15 protein-coding genes, 2 tRNA genes and 1 pseudogene are annotated in these 18190 nt (G+C 65.2%); 3 read left to right on the plus strand and 15 right to left on the minus strand.

Annotation, left to right across the window (positions count from 1 at the left end; all coding sequences use genetic code 11):
- The first annotated feature begins 99 nt into the window (after nt 1–99).
- Complete coding sequence (locus PJW05_RS24100; RefSeq protein WP_442969189.1) at nt 100–2007, plus strand: diguanylate cyclase domain-containing protein; 1908 nt, start codon at nt 100–102, stop codon at nt 2005–2007.
- Nucleotides 2008–2027: 20 nt separating this feature from the next.
- Here PJW05_RS24100 and alr read toward each other — a convergent pair whose 3' ends face one another.
- The 8 genes from alr to rnr all read right to left on the minus strand — a co-directional run bounded on the left by alr (nt 2028) and on the right by rnr (nt 10501).
- Nucleotides 2028–3104 carry an alanine racemase gene (gene alr, locus PJW05_RS24105; protein ID WP_271409452.1) on the minus strand — a complete coding sequence of 359 codons (1077 nt, stop codon included), beginning with the start codon at nt 3102–3104 and terminating at the stop codon, nt 2028–2030.
- Between the two features lie 109 nt (nt 3105–3213).
- Entirely contained in the window at nt 3214–4608 is a 1395-nt protein-coding gene (gene dnaB / locus PJW05_RS24110) for a replicative DNA helicase (protein WP_271409453.1), read from the minus strand.
- Between the two features lie 113 nt (nt 4609–4721).
- Nucleotides 4722–5168, minus strand: a complete 447-nt coding sequence (gene rplI, locus PJW05_RS24115) for a 50S ribosomal protein L9 (protein ID WP_069085898.1) — start codon at nt 5166–5168, stop codon at nt 4722–4724.
- A gap of 21 nt (nt 5169–5189) precedes the next feature.
- On the minus strand, nt 5190–6083 hold the full coding sequence (locus PJW05_RS24120) for a hypothetical protein (protein ID WP_271409454.1): 894 nt from the start codon (nt 6081–6083) through the stop codon (nt 5190–5192).
- Nucleotides 6084–6118: 35 nt separating this feature from the next.
- Nucleotides 6119–6349 carry a 30S ribosomal protein S18 gene (gene rpsR, locus PJW05_RS24125; protein ID WP_003452992.1) on the minus strand — a complete coding sequence of 77 codons (231 nt, stop codon included), beginning with the start codon at nt 6347–6349 and terminating at the stop codon, nt 6119–6121.
- Nucleotides 6350–6377: 28 nt separating this feature from the next.
- The gene (gene rpsF / locus PJW05_RS24130; RefSeq protein WP_271409455.1) at nt 6378–6785 is read right to left on the minus strand and encodes a 30S ribosomal protein S6; all 408 of its coding nucleotides are present in this window, start codon (nt 6783–6785) and stop codon (nt 6378–6380) included.
- 234 nt (nt 6786–7019) lie between these two features.
- Nucleotides 7020–7766 carry a 23S rRNA (guanosine(2251)-2'-O)-methyltransferase RlmB gene (rlmB, locus tag PJW05_RS24135; protein ID WP_271409456.1) on the minus strand — a complete coding sequence of 249 codons (747 nt, stop codon included), beginning with the start codon at nt 7764–7766 and terminating at the stop codon, nt 7020–7022.
- Entirely contained in the window at nt 7763–10501 is a 2739-nt protein-coding gene (rnr, locus tag PJW05_RS24140) for a ribonuclease R (RefSeq protein WP_271409457.1), read from the minus strand. Before rnr ends, rlmB begins: the two co-directional genes overlap by 4 nt.
- Nucleotides 10502–10704: 203 nt before the next feature.
- Between rnr and PJW05_RS24145 the strand changes: the two genes are divergently transcribed.
- Both PJW05_RS24145 and PJW05_RS24150 read left to right on the plus strand, forming a co-directional pair.
- Nucleotides 10705–10791, plus strand: a tRNA-Leu gene (locus tag PJW05_RS24145).
- Nucleotides 10792–10900: 109 nt separating this feature from the next.
- Nucleotides 10901–10987, plus strand: a tRNA-Leu gene (locus PJW05_RS24150).
- A gap of 112 nt (nt 10988–11099) precedes the next feature.
- Here PJW05_RS24150 and PJW05_RS26930 read toward each other — a convergent pair.
- From PJW05_RS26930 to hflK, 7 genes and pseudogenes are all read right to left on the minus strand, one after another.
- Complete coding sequence (locus PJW05_RS26930; RefSeq protein WP_442969274.1) at nt 11100–11984, minus strand: methyl-accepting chemotaxis protein; 885 nt, start codon at nt 11982–11984, stop codon at nt 11100–11102.
- A gap of 21 nt (nt 11985–12005) precedes the next feature.
- A pseudogene (locus tag PJW05_RS26935) lies at nt 12006–12698 on the minus strand (methyl-accepting chemotaxis protein); the annotation flags it as partial.
- 498 nt (nt 12699–13196) lie between these two features.
- Complete coding sequence (locus tag PJW05_RS24160) at nt 13197–14492, minus strand: adenylosuccinate synthase (RefSeq protein WP_271409459.1); 1296 nt, start codon at nt 14490–14492, stop codon at nt 13197–13199.
- A 103-nt stretch (nt 14493–14595) separates the two neighbouring features.
- Nucleotides 14596–15780, minus strand: a complete 1185-nt coding sequence (locus PJW05_RS24165) for an ATP phosphoribosyltransferase regulatory subunit (protein ID WP_271409460.1) — start codon at nt 15778–15780, stop codon at nt 14596–14598.
- 34 nt (nt 15781–15814) lie between these two features.
- Nucleotides 15815–16000 (minus strand): DUF2065 domain-containing protein, encoded by a 186-nt coding sequence (locus PJW05_RS24170; RefSeq protein WP_003453007.1) that lies wholly within the window; start codon nt 15998–16000, stop codon nt 15815–15817.
- A 106-nt stretch (nt 16001–16106) separates the two neighbouring features.
- On the minus strand, nt 16107–16976 hold the full coding sequence (gene hflC / locus PJW05_RS24175) for a protease modulator HflC (RefSeq protein WP_271409461.1): 870 nt from the start codon (nt 16974–16976) through the stop codon (nt 16107–16109).
- On the minus strand, nt 16976–18148 hold the full coding sequence (hflK, locus tag PJW05_RS24180; protein ID WP_271409462.1) for an FtsH protease activity modulator HflK: 1173 nt from the start codon (nt 18146–18148) through the stop codon (nt 16976–16978). The genes hflC and hflK overlap by 1 nt, the downstream gene beginning before the upstream one ends.
- Nucleotides 18149–18190: the final 42 nt, after the last annotated feature.

Genomic DNA, 18190 nt, shown 5'->3' on the forward strand with positions numbered 1-18190 from the left:
GCGTACAAAGTGATCACCGATTTTCCTGGTCGCTATACTTCTGCCCACCTCAAGAACCGCCAGGCCGTAGTCGTAGATCACTTACAAGGAGCATGTGCGGTGCGACGCCCGATCCTGACCCTCTTCCTGCTCCTTTGCTGGCTGGGCCTGAGCGTGCCGGTCCAGGCGGCCTTCCAGCTGACGCCGCAGAGCAGTGGCGCGACGCTCAACGGGGCGATCGACCTGCTGGAAGACCCGGACGGCACGCTGGATATCCAGGACCTGGCCACTCCGGAGGTACAGCAGCGCTTTACCCCGGCCAACGGCCGCGCCACCGTCGGTCAGAGCCGCAGCGTCTGGTGGGTGCGGGTGCAGCTCCGCCGCGGCGCCGACGCGCCGTCGCAGTGGTGGCTGGAGAATTCCGGCATCACCGTCCACCGCGTCAGCCTGTTCCTGCCGGATGGCCGGGGCGGCTGGACCCGGCGGGAATCCAGCGAGGCCCTGCCCTTTGCCGAGACCCGCGACTATTCCTATCGCCGCATGCTGTTCAAGCTGCCGGAAATCGACGCGCAGCCGCTGACCCTGTACGTGCGCAGCTATGACCCGGCCGGCAACTCCTTCCCACTGAAGGTCTGGCAGCTGGATGACCTGAAAGAGCTGAAGTCCACCGAGAACCTCGGCTTCGGCCTGATCTACGGGGTGATCCTGGCGCTGTTCCTCTACAACCTGTTCATCCTCGCGGCGCTGCGCGACAAGGCCTACCTCTGGTACGTGCTGGCCACCGCATCGGCGCTGATCTTCATCCTCAGCATGACCGGGCACGGCTTCCAGTACTTCTGGCCCGAGGCACCGGTGCCCGTCTGGCTGGACCGCATCACCCTGCCCTCGCTCTGGGGCATCTTCGTGATGCGCTTCACCCAGGAACTGCTCTACACCCGCCGCGGCCTGCGCTGGGCCGACCGCCTGTTCAACATGGCCTGCGTGCTCTACGCCCTCGCCATCCTGATCAACGCCTTCGGCTACCGCGCCGAAGGCGCCATGCTGATCGCCGTCACCCCCATCGTGACCGTGCCCACCGCCCTCATCATCGCGGTGGTACGCTGGCGCCAGGGTTTCATCCCGGCGCGCTTCTACCTGATCGGCTACGGCGCGGTACTGATCAGCACCGCGGTGCTGGTGATGCGCGCCGCCGGCCTGATCCAGCCGATCAACTTCACCGCCTACATGTTCCCCATCGCCATCGCCGCCGAGTCGATCCTGTTCTCCTTCGCGCTCGCCTACCGCATCCAGATGCTCAAGCAGGAGAGAGCGGCGGCCCTGGAGCAGGCGGATCGGGAAAAGGCCGCGCGCCTGGCGCAGATGCAGGCCAGCGCCGACGAGCTGCAGGCGGCGGTCACCACCCGGACCGCCGAGCTGGCGGCCGCCAACCAGCGCCTCAGTGAGCGCGAACGGGCGCTGGAACATGCCGCCTTCCATGACGCGCTGACCGAGCTGCCGAACCGCCGCTACCTGATCGAGCGAACCGAATCGGCCCTGGCCAATGCCAAACGCCACGAAGAACCCCTGGCGCTGATGCTGATCGACCTCGACCACTTCAAGCCGATCAACGACCGCTTCGGCCACGATGCCGGCGACGAGATGCTGCGCACCATCGGCCGGCGCCTGCGCCAGCACGTGCGCGGCGGCGACGCCGTGGCCCGCATTGGCGGCGACGAATTCGCCGTGCTGATCTGCGGGCCGGACGCCGAACTCCAGGCCCGCGACCTGGCCCACCGCCTGCTGGAGGAACTGGCGACCCCCATGTGCTACGGCGCGGAACGGCTCTCGGTGAGCATCAGCATCGGGATCGCCCTGTTCCCGCAGCACGCACGGCATTTCTCCGGGCTCTACCAGACCGCCGACCAGGCCCTGTACAAGGTCAAGGCCCACGGCCGCTCGGGCATGGTGGTGTTCGGCGAGGATGGCGAGCTGTCCAGGGAAGCCAGCCTGCAGCTGGATGTGCTGAAGATCCGCAGCGGACTGTCGTAACGCCGGGAACGGCCCGCGCCTCAGGCCAGGTAGCGGCGCGGCACCCGTGCGGTGACCTTGGTCAGCAACTCGTAGCCGATGGTGCCGCAGGCCTGCGCCAGCTCATCCACCGGCAGCTGCGCCCCCCAGAGTTCCACCGGATCGCCGACCCGGGCCTCCGGCAGGTCGCTGAGGTCCACCGCCAGCATGTCCATGGACACTCGACCCACCAAGGGCACGCGGCGCCCGTTGACCACCACCGGCGTGCCGCTGGGCGCGTGGCGCGGGTAGCCGTCGGCGTAGCCACAGCTCACGGTGCCGATGCGCGACGGTCGGGCGGCCTCCCAGGTCGCGCCGTAACCGACGCTGTCCCCTTCGGCGATTTCACGCACGGCGATCAACTGGGCACTGAGGCTCATGGCCGGCTTGAGGCCGAGGTCCGCGGCCGTGAGATCAGCGAGTGGCGTGGCGCCGTAGAGCATGATGCCGGGGCGCAGCCAGTCCATGTGCGACGCCGGCATGGTCAGGATGGCCGCTGAATTGGCCAGGCTGCGCTGGTCGAAGTCGAGGTCCAGCAGGTCGAGGAAGCCTTCCAGCTGGACGTCATTCAGGCTATGGCCGCGCAGGTCGGCGCAGGCGAAATGGCTGATCAGGTTGAGCTCGGCCACCTGAGCAGCGCCGCGCAGGCGAGCATGCCAGTGGCGCAACTGGTCCGGCGAGAAACCCAGGCGGTGCATGCCGGAATCCAGCTTGAGCCAGACATTCAGCGGCCGCGCGAGTGGCGCGGCGAGCAACGCCTCGGCCTGCTCCGCCCCCTGCACCACCAGGTCGAGGCCGAGCTGGGCGGCAAGCGGGTATTCGGCCGGCTCGAAGCAACCCTCCAGCAGCAGCACCCGCGCCTCGTCGTCCAGGGCGCGCACTTCGGCGGCCTCCTCCAGGCAGGCCACGGCAAAGCCATCGGCCAGGTCCCGCAGGCTGGCCACCACCTCGCGGACGCCGTGGCCGTAAGCATTCGCCTTGACCACCGCGAACGCCTCGCGGCCGGGCGCGCAACGCTTGGCGAGCGCGTAGTTGTGGCGGATGGCGGACAGGTCGACGGCGGCAATCAGCGGGCGCATTGAGACAGGCTCATGAACGGAAACGGGCGCCCATCATACCGCCTGGGCGCCCGTGTTCAGTGATCCGCCTACGAGCCGTCGCAGCTCGCGGCAGCCAGTCAGCGGCCGGTCACTCGTCTTCGAAGTTGTAAGCGCCCGGCGCCAGGTTCTCGAAACGCGAGTACTTGCCGAGGAAGGCGAGGCGCACGGTACCGATGGGACCGTTACGCTGCTTGCCGATGATGATTTCGGCGACGCCCTTGTACTCGGTCTCGGGGTGATACACCTCGTCGCGGTACACGAACATGATGATGTCGGCGTCCTGCTCGATCGCCCCGGACTCGCGCAGGTCGGAGTTCACCGGACGCTTGTTGGGCCGCTGTTCCAGGGAACGGTTGAGCTGGGACAGGGCGATCACCGGGCAGTTGAATTCCTTGGCCAGGGCCTTGAGCGAGCGGGAAATCTCGGAGATCTCGTTCACCCGGCTGTCGCCGCTGGAACCGGGAATCTGCATGAGCTGCAGGTAGTCCACCATGATCAGGCCGATCTCGCCGTGCTCGCGCGCCAGGCGGCGGGTACGGGCGCGCATCTCCGACGGGGAGATGCCGGCAGTATCGTCGATGAACAGCTTGCGGTCGTTGAGCAGGTTGACCGCGGAGGTCAGGCGCGGCCAGTCGTCGTCGTCCAGGCGGCCGGCACGCACCTTGGTCTGGTCGATGCGCCCGAGGGACGCCAGCATACGGATCACGATGGATTCGGAAGGCATTTCCAGCGAATACACCAGGATCGCCTTGTCGCTGCGCATCAGGGCGTTTTCCACCAGGTTCATCGCGAAGGTGGTCTTACCCATGGACGGACGGCCGGCGACGATGATCAGGTCGGCCGGCTGCAGGCCGCTGGTCTGGGTGTCCAGGTCGTTGAAGCCGGTGGACAGGCCGGTGATGGCGTCGCCGTTGTTGAACAGCTCGTCGATACGGTCGATGGCCTTGACCAGGATGTCGTTGATGCCCACCGGGCCGCCGGTCTTCGGACGCGCTTCGGCGATCTGGAAGATCAGCCGCTCGGCTTCGTCGAGGATCTCCTCGCCGGTGCGCCCCTGAGGCGCGTAGGCGCTGTCGGCGATCTCAGTGCTGATGCCGATCAGTTGGCGCAGCGTGGCGCGCTCGCGAATGATCTGCGCATAGGCCTTGATGTTGGCCACCGAGGGCGTGTTCTTCGCCAGTTCGCCAAGGTAGGCCAGGCCGCCGACCTGGGACAGCTGCCCCTCCTTGTCCAGCTGCTCGGACAGGGTGACCACGTCGAACGGCATGTTGCGTTCGGCGAGCTTGAAGATGGCCCGGAAGATCAGCCGATGATCGTGGCGATAGAAGTCGCCGTCGGACACCTGGTCGAGCACACGCTCCCAGGCGTTGTTGTCCAGCATCAGGCCCCCGAGGACGGCCTGCTCGGCCTCGATGGAGTGCGGCGGCACCTTGAGGGCGGCGGTTTGCAGGTCGATCTGTTCCGGGACGGTGATTTCGTTCATGGGCGCGGAAAATTCTTGGGCTGGAAAGACATCGGGCACGTCACCGCTTACGCAATGACGTGCCCGATGTTAGCGAGCCGGCACCTGAGTGCAAGCTCACCTCGACGGCGTGCTTAGCCGGCCACCACGATCAGTTTGACCGCAGCTTCGACGTCGGTGTGCAGGTGCAGCGCAACGTCGTACTCGCCAACCTGGCGAATGGTGCCGTTCGGCAGGCGGACTTCGGCCTTGGCAACCGGAACGCCAGCGGCGGTCAGGGCGTCAGCGATGTCGTGGGTGCCGATGGAGCCGAACAGCTTGCCTTCGTCGCCGGCGCTGGCAGTGATGGTCACTTCCAGTTCGGACAGCTGGGCAGCGCGAGTTTCGGCAGCAGCCTTCTTGTCAGCAGCCTGCTTTTCCAGCTCAGCGCGGCGAGCTTCGAACGCAGCAACGTTCTCGGCGGTAGCAGCGGTGGCCTTGCCTTTCGGCAGCAGGAAGTTACGGCCGTAACCGGCCTTTACGTTCACCTTGTCGCCCAGGTTGCCCAGGTTGGCGATTTTTTCGAGCAGGATGACTTCCATTTGAGTCTTACCTCTTAACTTTTAACCTTCACCGTTCGCGGGACCGGCGCCATTCTTGCGCGCCTTGCGACCGCGAAAATCAATCAGACTGTCGACGATGGCCAGAACCACCAGCATCGGATAGATCAGTTGCATGAACAGCAGCAGCGACACATACAGCCCCACCAGCCAGAAACCGGCCAGTCCGCTTTGCTTCGCCAGGCCATGCACCAGGGCAAGGCCGGCAACCGCCAGCGGCACACTGCAGATCGGCGTCAGCATCGCCAGTTCCAGACCCAGGTTCGGGCCCAGCAACATGGCGGCGAGCAGGCCGAAAGCCAGTGCCGGCGACAGCCTCAGCGCGCGAAACTCGCTGCCGAAGCCACCGGGGTTGTACAGAGCCGCCTGCCAGTAGCGGCCAAGCATCAGGCTCAGCACACTGACCAGTTGCAGCAGCGCCGCGATCAGGCCGGTCAGGACCGGCGCGACCATGGCACCCAGACGCGCTCGCTCGTCATCCGCCAACTGCGAATAGACGCCGCCCATCACCTGCGGCATGAGCTTCTGCAGCTCCACCGCCATGGCGGTTATGGGCTCGCGGAACACCGCGCCCAGCACCAGGCCGTACAGCAGACCCAACGCCACGCTGATCATCAGCACCCGCGTCCAGGACACGCTGGAACGCAGAACCAAGGCCAACCCCAGCGCACCGAGCAGCACCATCAGGGTGCGCGGCTCGCCGAAGTACCACCAGCCAAGGGCCGGCAGCAATGCCCAGGCAATGATGCCAAGTGCATCGTTCACACCACGCCGCAGCAGCACCAGGCTGCCGGCGGCCGCGCTCAGCCAGAACATCATGGGCAGGGCCGCCGCACCCGCCACCACCAGGATGGCTTGCGAGCGACCGCGCATGATGAATTCAGCCAGAGCGCGCATGCGATCTATCCCTTACCTAGGTCGACCGACCGAGATCAACGGCCGTGGCTGTCGGTGTAGGGCAGCAGGGCCAGGTAGCGGGCGCGCTTGATAGCGGTAGCCAGCTGACGCTGATACTTGGCTTTGGTGCCGGTGATGCGGCTGGGAACGATCTTGCCGGTTTCGGAGATGTAGGCCTTCAGGGTGTTGAGATCCTTGAAGTCGATCTCTTTCACGCCTTCAGCGGTGAAACGGCAGAACTTACGACGACGGAAGAAACGTGCCATGAACTTGGCTCCTCAATAGATCCGTGGATTACTCGTCAGCGTTGTCGCTGTCTTCGCCTTCGGCGGCAGCGTCAGTCTCAACGCGCTCACGGCGCTCACGGCGCTCGCTGCGGTTTTCCTCGGCCTTGAGCATCTCGGACTGGCCGGTGATGGCTTCGTCGCGACGGATGACCAGGTTGCGGATGACAGCGTCGTTGTAGCGGAAGTTGTCTTCCAGCTCGGCCAGGGCCTTGCCGCTGCACTCGACGTTCAGCATCACGTAGTGAGCCTTGTGAACGTTGTTGATGGCGTAGGCCAGCTGACGACGGCCCCAGTCTTCCAGGCGGTGAACCTTGCCACCGTCTTCTTCGATGAGCTTGGTGTAGCGCTCGACCATGCCGCCAACCTGCTCGCTCTGGTCCGGGTGAACCAGGAAGATGATTTCGTAATGACGCATAAATGCTCCTTACGGGTTGTAGCCTGCCAACATCGTGGTCAGGCAAGGAGTGAATATCTCGTTTTGGCTTGCCGGGCCGGGGACGTGCGCAAGCCTGCCCCCACGGCAAGGGGCGACATTCTAGAGAAGGGCAGAATGCCGTGCAAGGAAGATTGACGATTATTTGAACAACACAGGAGTTGGACGCACCGAAGGATAAACCGTGGCCCGGATGCAATCCGGGCCACGACTACATCAGGCTTTCGACCTGCGCTGGCGCACCGCCTCGAACAGGCAGACCCCGGTGGCCACGGAGACGTTCAGGCTGCTGACGCTGCCGGCCATGGGCAGCTTGACCAGATAATCGCAGTGCTCGCGGGTCAGGCGGCGCATGCCCTTGCCTTCCGCTCCCATGACCAGCACGGTGGGGCCGGTCATGTCCTGGTCGTAGACTTCCTGCTCGGCCTCGCCAGCCGTGCCGACCACCCAGAGGCCCTTCTTCTGCAATTTCTCCAGGGTTCGCGAGAGGTTGGTCACCGCCACCAGCGGCATCACTTCCGCCGCACCACAGGCCACCTTGCGCACCGTGGCGTTGAGGGTGGCGGACTTGTCCTTGGGCACGATCACCGCCAGCACCCCCGCGGCATCGGCGGTACGCAGGCAGGCGCCGAGGTTGTGCGGATCGGTGACGCCGTCCAGGGCCAGCAGCAGTGGCGCGCCGGGGGTACGCTCGAGCAGTTCGTCGAGCATGTTCTCACCCCAGACCTGGCTGGGGCTGACCTCGGCCACCACGCCCTGGTGAACGCCTTCGGCCCATTCGTCCAGCTCGTGGCGATCCTTGTGACCGACCGCGATGCGGTGCTGCCCGGCCAGATCGAGCAGGACCTGAACACGAGGATCATGCCGGCTTTCCGCCAGCCACAGTTGCTTGACGCGTTTGGGGTGATGGCGCAGCAGCGCCTCCACGGCATGCACGCCGTAGACCTTTTCCAGCTGGCTCATTTCTTGACCTTGCTACCGGGCGCCTTGGGTTTCGGCGGCCCTTTACGATGTTTCGAGGGCTTGCCGGCGACCTTGGCCGCCTTGGCTTTTTTCTTCGGCGGCTTGCCGGCGGCCTGGCCCCCACTCTTGCCGGGCTTGTCCAGGGCCTGCTGCGCCGGCCGCGTACCCTTGCTGGCCTTGGCGCCCTGGCGCGCCTCGCTGAGCAGGGCCTGCTTCATCGCGCGGCTCTTGCTCACGTCGGTATTGCCGAGCATTTCCTCGGCCTGGGCGAGCATTTCCGGCGAAACGGCCGGCAACGCCTGGACCTTGCCGGCGCGCTGCCGACGCGGCGCCACGGCGGCCTGTGGCTCGTGCCAGGGCTTCTCCTGGGTGGCCGCACGGGCAGCGGCCTTGGCACCCCGGCCACGCCCCTTGCCCACTTTGGGCTCGGGCGCTGCCTTGGCCTTCGCCGACATGGGCTTCTCCGCCCCGCGCTTCTTGCGGCCGACGGGCGCGCTGATGACGTTCTCGGACAGTTCGAAGTCGATCTTGCGCTCATCCAGATCGACCCGCGCCACCACCACTTCCACCTCGTCGCCCAGGCGGAAGCTGCGACCGCTGCGCTCGCCGGACAGGCGATGGTGGACGGGATCGAAATGGTAGTAGTCGCCCGGCAGCGCCGTGACATGCACCAGGCCTTCCACATAGATGTCGATCAGTTCGACGAAGATACCGAAGCCGGTCACCGCCGAGATCACGCCGGGGAAGGTTTCGCCCACGCGGTCGCGCATGTATTCGCATTTCAGCCAGTTGGTGACGTCGCGGGTGGCCTCGTCGGCGCGGCGCTCGGTCATCGAACACTGCTCACCGAGCTGGAACAGGCGCGCCTCGTCGTAGGGGTAGATACGCGCCTTGGGCATGCTCGCGGCGCCGGCGCGCTGCACATGCGCGCTCTCGCGCCTGGAACGGATCAGGCTGCGGATGGCACGGTGCACCAGCAGGTCCGGGTAACGGCGGATCGGCGAGGTGAAGTGGGTATAGGCGTCATAGTTGAGGCCGAAGTGCCCTTCGTTGTCCGGGCTGTACACCGCCTGGCTGAGGGAGCGCAGCATCACCGTCTGGATCAGGTGGAAATCGGGGCGCTCGCGAATCTTCTCCAACAGCGCCTGGTAGTCGCTGGGCGTCGGCTCGCCCTTGCCACGATTGAGGGACAGGCCGAGCTCCGCGAGAAACTGCCGCAGCTTGTCCAGGCGCTCGCTCGGAGGGCCTTCGTGGATGCGATAGAGCGCTGGGATCTCATGCTGCTGCAGGAAGCGCGCGGTGGCCACGTTGGCGCACAGCATGCATTCCTCGATCAGCTTGTGGGCGTCGTTGCGCTGGGTCGGCCGGATCTCGGCGATCTTGCGGTCGGCGCCGAAGACGATGCGTGTTTCCTGGGTTTCGAAATCGATCGCACCCCGCACCTGACGTGCGCCCAGCAGCACCTGGTAGAGCTTGTACAGCTGCTGCAGGGGCTTGACCAGATTCGGCAATTGCTCGGCGAACTGCTTCGCCTCGGCGGACTCCGGCGTCTCCAGGAACTGGCTGACCTTGGTGTAGGTGAGCCGTGCGTGGGAATGGATGACCGCTTCGTAGAACTGGTAGCCGGTGAGCTTGCCGGCGCGCGAGATGGTCATGTCGCAGACCATGGCGAGCCGATCCACTAGCGGGTTCAATGAGCAGAGCCCGTTGGACAGCACCTCCGGCAGCATCGGGACGACCTTCTCCGGGAAGTACACCGAGTTGCCGCGATTGGCCGCCTCTTCATCCAGGGCCGAACCAACCTTGACGTAATGGGAGACGTCGGCGATGGCGACGATCAGGCGCCAGCCGCCCCCCTTGCGCGCCTCGGCGTAGACCGCATCGTCGAAGTCGCGAGCGTCCTCGCCGTCGATGGTGACCAGGGGGAGGTCGCGCAGGTCGACACGCTTCTCCTTGTCCTTCTCCACCACTTCGGGCTTGAGCTTGCCGGCCTCCTTGACCACGCCGGCGGGCCATTCATGAGGAATGTCGTAGCTACGCAGGGCCACCTCGATTTCCATGCCCGGCGCCATGTAGTCGCCCAGCACTTCCACCACTTCGCCTTGAGACAGGCGGAAATTACTCGGCCACTGCTCGATCTTCACCTGGACGAACTGACCATGCTTGGCCGCACCCTGCTTGCCGGCGGGCACCAGGACTTCCTGCTGGATCTTCGGATTATCGGCCACCACCCGGGCAATGCCGCTTTCCTCGAAGAAGCGGCCGACCAGGGTTTCATGGGCACGCTCGATGACTTCCACCAGGGCGCCTTCGCGACGCCCGCGACGATCCAGGCCCGCGACCCGCGCCAGGGCGCGATCGCCATCGAACACCAGGCGCATCTGGGCGGGACTGAGGAAGAGGTCATCGGAGCCGTCGTCGGGAATGAGGAAGCCGAAGCCGTCGCGGTGGCCACTGATGCGGCCGCAGATCAGGTCAAGTTTGTCCACCGGTGCATAGGTACCGCGGCGGGTATAGATAAGCTGGCCGTCACGCTCCATGGCGCGGAGGCGGCGACGCAGCGCTTCCAGCTGCTCGTCGGTGGTCAGGCCGAATTCTTCCACCAGCTGTTCCCGACTGGCCGGAGCGCCGCGCTCATCGAGGCGCTGCAGGATCAGCTCGCGGCTGGGAATGGGGTTCTCGTATTTTTCCGCCTCACGAGCGGCCTCGGGGTCGAGGTTCTGCCAATCGGCCATCAGGGGGTGATCACCTTTTTATCCATAGAGGGATTTGTCATCTGTCTATTGAAGCGCGAATTCCGACTGTCGGTCAGCTTTGCTCGAAGAATAATTTTTTCGCGCTCAGGGGTTTACAACACAAAAGTCGGCTCGTATAGTTCGCGCCCACAGCGTCGCTGAGACGTTGTGAAGGAAGCGGATGAGCAATCATCGCATCCAGTGCCCAGGTGGCGGAATTGGTAGACGCACTAGGTTCAGGTCCTAGCGGTGGCAACACCGTGGAAGTTCGAGTCTTCTCCTGGGCACCATTTTTCAGAAACCGAGCCGCAAAGCTCGGTTTCGCATTTAACGGATCGTACGGTTCCGTATTCCTTCGGGATGAACACCGTATAAGTCGATGAGCGATCATCGCAATGTGCCCAGGTGGCGGAATTGGTAGACGCACTAGGTTCAGGTCCTAGCGGTGGCAACACCGTGGAAGTTCGAGTCTTCTCCTGGGCACCACTCTTCGACAAAGCCGAGCTCTGCTCGGCTTTGTGCTTTCTGCGGTTCCGCAATTCAAGACCCTCCGCCGCACGAAGGGCCGGCCGCAGCCAACCCCTCGCCCCGCCCACCACTATGCCTTGAACTGCCCCAGGCTGGCCTTGAGCTGATCGGCCAGACCGGCGAGCACACGCCCGCTGCTGGCCGTGGCAGCCACCGCTTCGGCCGCCAGGCTGGCCTCGGCATGGATCACATCCACCCGACCGCGCACCCCATCGGCACCGGCGGCCTGGTGTTCCGCCGCACGGGCCGCCGCCTGCACGGCGCCATGCACCTGCTCCACGGCCTGCTGCACGCTCTGCTGCAGGCGCTCGCTGTCGCGCAGCGCCTCCAACCCTTCCACCGCGCGCTCGCGCGCCTGGGATATGGCCGCGACGGCCTCGCGAGCCCCGGTCTGCAGCGCCACAATATGCTCCTGGATATCACCGGTGGACTGCTGAGTCTTGCTGGCCAGCGCTCGCACCTCATCCGCGACCACGGCAAAGCCGCGCCCGCTTTCCCCTGCCCGCGCCGCCTCGATGGCCGCGTTCAGCGCCAGCAGGTTGGTCTGCTCGGCGATACCGTGGATAACCGACAGCACCATCTCGATCTGCTCGCTCTGGCGCGCCAGCCGCTCGATCACCTCGGAGCCGTTCTGCACGCGCACCTCCAGGTTCTCGATCAGACCACCCACCTTGCGGGCGATGGCCGCATTGTCCTGGGCAGCCTGGCGGATCTCGCCTACCTGGCGCAGGGCATCCTGCATAGCGTGACTTTCGGCCTCGGCCTCGGCCACCATGCCGGCCAACGCACTCAGGCTCCCTTCCACCTCGCTGCGCTGGCGATGAGCCGCCGCCTCGGCGGACTGGCTGCGCTCGGACAGCGCCTTGATTTCCACGCCGGTGCGCTGCGCCACATCTCCAGCTTCGCGGACTATGGGCTGCAGCTTGTCAACGAAACGGTTCACCGCAGTAGCCATCTCGCCCACTTCATCACGGCTGTCGAGCGTCACCCGGCGCGTCAGATCGCCCTCGCCGGCCGCCAGGTCGTTCAGCGCGTCGATCAACAGGCGCAAGCGCACCACCACCCGACGCCCCAGCACCACGGCCAGCACCAGCAGCACCCCCAGCCCGACCAGCGCCAGCCCGAGCCCGATGCGCCAACGCAGCTCGGCAGCCGCTGCTTCCACCGCCTGACGAGTGCCGGCGCTCATGTTCCCGGCAGCCTCGCGGGCCGATTGCAGGCGCGCGGTCAGCGCGGCACTGCTTTCGCTGGCAGCACCGGAAAGACTCTCGCTCACCAGTTCGCCGCCACTGGCGATCAGGGCGGCGAAACGCTGATCGAGCGCCTTCAACTGCTCTTCCACCGTGGCAGTGGAAACGCCCATGCGCACCTTGCCGATCTCCACGCCATTGGGGCTGATGGAGGCCTCGACCAGATAGACGGAGGCGTCGCTCGCAGCCGCGTTCAATACCTTGTCCAGCGCGCGCTCACCCTGCCCCTTGGCCAGCAGGGCCTTGATCTGCGGGTTCTCACGGTTGAGGTAACGGGTCAGGTGCTGCCCATTGGCGTCGTCATAGACGACGAAGAGCACATTGGGATTGCGCTGGGCGCGACGGGCGAACTCGGAGAGCGTGGGCACGTCGCTGTCCCACATGGCCCGTGGCGCGACAGCGGCAAGCAACTGGGCCATGTCGTTGGCCGACTCCTTGAGGTTCTGCTCCAGGGTCTGGCGTAGCTGGCCCTGCTCCTGCTGGAGGCGTTCGCTGAGGGCCGCCCCCAGGCGTTCGCGGGTCTTGGTGGAAAGGGCACCCAGGCTTCCGGACACTTCCTGGCCAGCCTGCTCGAGATCGCCCGCTAGACGCTGGGTATCACCACCGAGGCGAACGCCCAACTCCTCCACCAGGGCGTTCACCGTGCCCCGCGTCAGGGCGACCGCCACCAGCACCTGCACCAGCAAGGCGATACCCAGGGCGATGAACACTGGACGTAGCAAACGGCTTTGCAACAAAGACAGGATGGCTGACACGACGTGTGACTCCTTAGCGACCGTTACCGCTTTAGCGGCAAATACCCGGATTTATAAAGTGCCAGCAAGGTACGTGCCGACCAATTGCGCGATATTCGGGATCTTTGAAACGACGAAGGGCCGCACTGGGCGGCCCTTCGAGGGAACGCAGAGTCGGATGACTCAGGCGTAGGGGTGACGCAGGACGATCGTCTCGTTACGGTCCGGACCGGTGGAGATGATGTCGATGGGCGCCCCCACCAGCTCTTCCACGCGCTTGATGTAGGCGCGGGCGTTGGCCGGCAGCTCTTCCAGGCTCTTGGCGCCGACGGTGGATTCGCTCCAGCCGGGCATTTCCTCGTAGACCGGCTGCAGGCCGATGTAGCTGTCGGCGTCGGTCGGCGCATCTTCCAGCAACTCACCACTGGCACCCTTGTAGCCGGTGCAGATGCGGATGGTGTCCAGACCATCGAGCACGTCCAGCTTGGTCAGGCAGAGACCGGAGATGCTGTTGATTTCGATGGCGCGACGCAGGATCACCGCATCGAACCAGCCGCAACGGCGGGCACGACCGGTGGTGGAGCCGAACTCGTGGCCACGCTTGGCCAGGTAGGCGCCGGTGTCATCGAACAGCTCGGTCGGGAAGGGGCCGGACCCCACGCGCGTGGTGTACGCCTTGGTGATGCCGAGGATGTAGTCCAGGTACAGCGGACCGAAGCCCGAACCGGTGGCGGTGCCGCCAGCAGTGGTGTTGGAGCTGGTGACGTAGGGGTAAGTGCCGTGGTCGATGTCCAGCAGCGAGCCCTGCGCGCCCTCGAACATGATGTAGGCGCCCTGCTTGCGCAGCTGATGCAGGCGCGCGGCAACGTCGGTCATCATCGGCTTGAGCAGTTCGGCGTAGGCCAGGGCTTCGTCCAGGGTCTTCTGGAAGTCGACCGCGGGCTCCTTGTAATAGTGCTGCAGGACGAAGTTGTGGTAGTCCAGCAACTCACCCAGCTTGGCGGCGAAGCGTTCGCGGTGGAACAGGTCGCCGATGCGCAGGCCGCGACGGGCAACCTTGTCTTCGTAGGCCGGGCCGATACCCCGGCCGGTGGTGCCGATCTTGGCATCGCCACGGGCCTGCTCGCGCGCCTGGTCCAGGGCCACGTGGTAGGGCAGGATCAGGGTGCAGGCCGGGCTGATGCGCAGGCGCTCACGTACCGGCACGCCCTTCTCTTCCAGCTTGGTGATTTCGCGCATCAGCGCATCGGGAGCGACCACCACGCCGTTGCCGATCAGGCACTCGACATTCTCGCGCAGGATGCCGGACGGGATCAGGTGCAGCACGGTCTTCTCGCCATCGATCACCAGGGTGTGACCGGCGTTGTGGCCACCCTGGTAACGCACGACGGCGGCAGCCTGGTCGGTCAGCAGATCGACGATCTTGCCCTTACCCTCATCACCCCACTGGGTGCCCAGGACTACGACATTCTTACCCATAACACTTGTCCTCTTCGCAGAAGCTCGATGCCGGCAGCCGCCGGCGGAAAACACGGAAACTCGTTAGTGGCCGACCATTCAGCACCGGCCATGAAGCCACATCCTAGGAAAGCGCTGTCACCTGCCAGCGGCCGTCGCGCAAGACCAACTGGCGATCGCAATCCGCCTCCCGCGCACTCGCCACGTCCTGGCCCGGCAGGGACTGAACCACGCGCTGACCATCGGAACGCAGACGCTTGATCTCGTACCAGAGGTAGGGGTCGTGGCTGTCTGGCGCCCAGATACCCGGAACCGACTGGTCCAGCACCATGCTGCCCAGGGTCACCAAAGTCTTCAGGTCGGTGGAAAAACCAGTGGCGGGGCGGGCGCGACCGAAGTCGGCGCCAATATCGTCATAGCGACCGCCCTGGGCGATGGACTGCCCGACGCCAGGCACGAAGGCCGCGAATACCACGCCGGTGTGGTAGTGGTAGCCGCGCAACTCGCCCAGGTCGAAGTACAGCGGCAATTCCGGATAACGCAGCTCCAGCGCATCGGCAATGGCAGTCAGCTCATCCAGGGCTCGCTGCACTTCGGCGGGAGCGTCCATCAGCACGCCCTGGGCCAGGTCGAGCACTTCGCGGCCACCGCAAAGCTCGGCCAGGGAACGGAGCATGGCGGCCAGCTCGCGCGACAGGCCCTCGGTGAGCTCGGCCACTTCATCCACGGCCTTGCGCTGCAGGGCATCGAACAGGCTGCGCTCGGCCTCGCCGGAAAGGCCAGCGGCCTTGGCCAGGCCGCGGTAGATACCGACATGGCCGAGGTCCATGTGCACGTCCGGCACGGAGGCCAGTTCGAGCATCTCCAGCATCAGGCTGATGACTTCCACGTCGCTGGCAGGACTGGCGTCGCCGTAAAGTTCGGCACCCAGCTGGATCGGACTGCGCGAGGTGGACAGTGCGCGCGGTTTGGCATGCAGCACACTGCCGGCGTAGCACAGGCGGTTCGGGCCTTCGCGGCGCAGGGTGTGGGCGTCGATGCGCGCCACCTGCGGCGTGATATCGGCGCGGAACCCCATCAGGTGGCCCGACTGCGGGTCGGTCACCTTGAAGGTACGCAGGTCCAGATCCTGGCCGGCGCCTGTCAACAGGGACTCGAGATACTCGATGTGCGGAGTGACCACGAAGTCGTAGCCCCAACGCTGGAACAGGTCCAGCACCTGGCGGCGGGCTGCCTCGATGCGCGCCGCTTCGGGCGGCAGTACTTCTTCGATACCGTCTGGCAGCAGCCAGCGATCTACCGTTGCCATTTCGCCAATCCCCTCTCAGCCGGGCGGCAAGCCATCAGTGAAGCAGATAAAGGAGGCCAGTCCCCAGCAACATGCTGGACAGGCCCATCAGGCGGAGATGGCGGTCTTTGAACTCCGCCAACCCAAGCACCGCGGCGCGCCAACGGCGCGGATAGAGGAAGGGCAGGATGCCTTCCAGCACCAGCATCAGACAAAAGGCAATGCCGAGTTCCTGCCACATGATTCCCGCGGACGCAAAAAAGCCGGGATTTCCCGGCTGACCCATGATAACACGTTTTCCCTGGCGGTCACCCCGGCGGACGATCAGCGTCCGCCGGGTGGACCGATCAGCGTGCGGCCTTGTCCAGATAGCGGAAGAAATCGCTATTGGGGTCCAGCACCATCACGTCGCTCTTGTTGGCGAAGCTTTCGCGATAGGCCTGGAGGCTGCGGTAGAAGGCGTAGAACTCCTGATCCTGGCCATAGGCCTGGGCGTAGATGGAGGCGGCCTTGGCGTCGCCATCACCACGGGTTTCCTCGGCCTCGCGATAGGCCTCGGCCAGCAGCACGCGGCGCTGGCGGTCGGCGTCGGCACGAATGCCCTCGGCCAGCTCCGAGCCCTTGGCGCGGTGCTCGCGCGCCTCGCGCTCACGCTCGGTACTCATCCGCTCGAACACGCTGCGGTTGACTTCCTTGGGCAGGTCGATGGCCTTCACCCGCACATCCACCACCTCAATGCCCAGCTCCTTGCTGGCCATGCGATTGAGAGTCGAGGTGATGTCGGCCATCAGCGCATCGCGCTCACCGGACACGACTTCGTGCAGCGTGCGCTTGCCGAACTGGTCGCGCAGGCCCGCTTCGAGGCGGCGCGACAGACGCTCGTCGGCGATCTGCTTCATGCCGGAGGTCGCGGTGTAGAAACGCTCGGCGTCAGCCACACGCCACTTGGCGTAGGCGTCCACCATCACCGCTTTCTTCTCCAGGGTGAGGAAACGCTGGGTCGGAGAATCCAGGGTCAGCAGGCGGGCATCGAACTTGCGCACCTGGTTGACGTACGGAATCTTGAAGTGCAGGCCAGGCTGGACGTCGGACTCGACGATGCGGCCGAACTGCAACAACACGGCCTTCTCGGTCTGCGAGACGATGTACAGGCTGCTCCACAGGAGCAGGGCCACCACCACGCCGCCAATCAGGGCGAACAGCGATTTATTGCTCATCAGCGACTCTCCCTGGAACGCAGATTGCGCTGCTGCAAGTCAGTGGCTACACGCGAGCCGAGGTCGCCGCCGCTTGCGGCGCCCGACGCAGCCGGAGCTGCCGACGTGGCGCTGCCACCGCGGCTGTCGATCATCTTGTCCAGCGGCAGATAGAGCAGGTTGCTCTGCCCGTCCTTGCCGGAAACCAGCACCTTGCTGGTGTTGGCCAGCACATCCTGCATGGTTTCGAGGTACAGGCGCTGGCGCGTGACCTCAGGCGCCTTGTGGTACTCGGTGAGCAACTTGCTGAAACGGTCGCTCTCACCCTGGGCGCGGGCAATCACCTCATCGCGGTAGCCGTTGGCGTCCTCGATGATGCGCTGCGCCTGACCACGGGCCTCGGGAACCACGGCATTGGCGTAGGCCTCTGCCTGGTTCTTGGCACGCTGCTCGTCTTCGCGGGCACGGATCACGTCGTCGAAGGCTTCCTGCACCTCACGCGGTGCCGCCGCGCTCTGTACGTTCACCTGGGTGACGGTGATGCCGGTGCGGTAGTTGTCGAGGAAACGCTGCAGGCGCTCCTTGATCTCGCTGGCCATCAGCTCACGCCCTTCGGTCAGTACCTGGTCCATTTCGGTGGAACCGACCACATGGCGCAGGGCGCTTTCGGTGGCGTGCTGCAAGCTGACCTCGGGCTGGTCGACATTCAGCACGAAGTCCTGGAGATTGCTGATCCGGTACTGGACGGTAAGCGGCACCTCGACGATGTTTTCGTCCTCGGTGAGCATCTGCCCTTGCTTGCTGTAGGCACGCTCACGGGTGACGTTCTCCTGGAACTTGCGATCGATCGGCGGGAAATAAATATTCAGGCCGGGACCGACGGTCTCGTAGTACTTGCCGAAGCGCAGCACCACAGCCTGCTCCTGCTCGTCCACGACATAGACCGCACTGTATAGCCAGACCACGGCAAGCAGGGCCAGGCCGATGCCGAGCAGGCCAAAACCACCGCCCGACCTGCCGCCGCCGTCATCGCCGCCACCTCGTTTCTTGCCGCTGCCGAACAGTCCGTTCAGGCTGTCCTGCAGCTTGCGGAAGGCCTCGTCCAGGTCCGGCGGCCCTTTGCGGTCGCCGCCACGGCGTCCACCCCAGGGATCCTGGTTGTTCGAGTTGCCACCCGGCTCGTTCCAAGCCATAGCGCTCTCCATACTGATAAAGCAAAGACGCGCCCGCGGCGC

The sequence above is a fragment of the Pseudomonas sp. Q1-7 genome, assembly GCF_028010285.1.
Taxonomy (GTDB): Bacteria; Pseudomonadota; Gammaproteobacteria; order Pseudomonadales; family Pseudomonadaceae; genus Metapseudomonas.

Coding starts and splice junctions, on each gene's coding strand:
- PJW05_RS26930 (WP_442969274.1), bottom strand. CDS start 11,984: ATGGCTACTGCGGTGAACCGTTTCGTTGACAAGCTGCAGCCCATAGTC.
- dnaB (WP_271409453.1), bottom strand. CDS start 4,608: ATGAACGAAATCACCGTCCCGGAACAGATCGACCTGCAAACCGCCGCC.
- PJW05_RS24120 (WP_271409454.1), bottom strand. CDS start 6,083: ATGCGCGCTCTGGCTGAATTCATCATGCGCGGTCGCTCGCAAGCCATC.
- rplI (WP_069085898.1), bottom strand. CDS start 5,168: ATGGAAGTCATCCTGCTCGAAAAAATCGCCAACCTGGGCAACCTGGGC.
- alr (WP_271409452.1), bottom strand. CDS start 3,104: ATGCGCCCGCTGATTGCCGCCGTCGACCTGTCCGCCATCCGCCACAAC.
- hflC (WP_271409461.1), bottom strand. CDS start 16,976: ATGAGCAATAAATCGCTGTTCGCCCTGATTGGCGGCGTGGTGGTGGCC.
- PJW05_RS24160 (WP_271409459.1), bottom strand. CDS start 14,492: ATGGGTAAGAATGTCGTAGTCCTGGGCACCCAGTGGGGTGATGAGGGT.
- rlmB (WP_271409456.1), bottom strand. CDS start 7,766: ATGAGCCAGCTGGAAAAGGTCTACGGCGTGCATGCCGTGGAGGCGCTG.
- hflK (WP_271409462.1), bottom strand. CDS start 18,148: ATGGCTTGGAACGAGCCGGGTGGCAACTCGAACAACCAGGATCCCTGG.
- rpsF (WP_271409455.1), bottom strand. CDS start 6,785: ATGCGTCATTACGAAATCATCTTCCTGGTTCACCCGGACCAGAGCGAG.
- rpsR (WP_003452992.1), bottom strand. CDS start 6,349: ATGGCACGTTTCTTCCGTCGTCGTAAGTTCTGCCGTTTCACCGCTGAA.
- PJW05_RS24165 (WP_271409460.1), bottom strand. CDS start 15,780: ATGGCAACGGTAGATCGCTGGCTGCTGCCAGACGGTATCGAAGAAGTA.
- PJW05_RS24170 (WP_003453007.1), bottom strand. CDS start 16,000: ATGTGGCAGGAACTCGGCATTGCCTTTTGTCTGATGCTGGTGCTGGAA.
- rnr (WP_271409457.1), bottom strand. CDS start 10,501: ATGGCCGATTGGCAGAACCTCGACCCCGAGGCCGCTCGTGAGGCGGAA.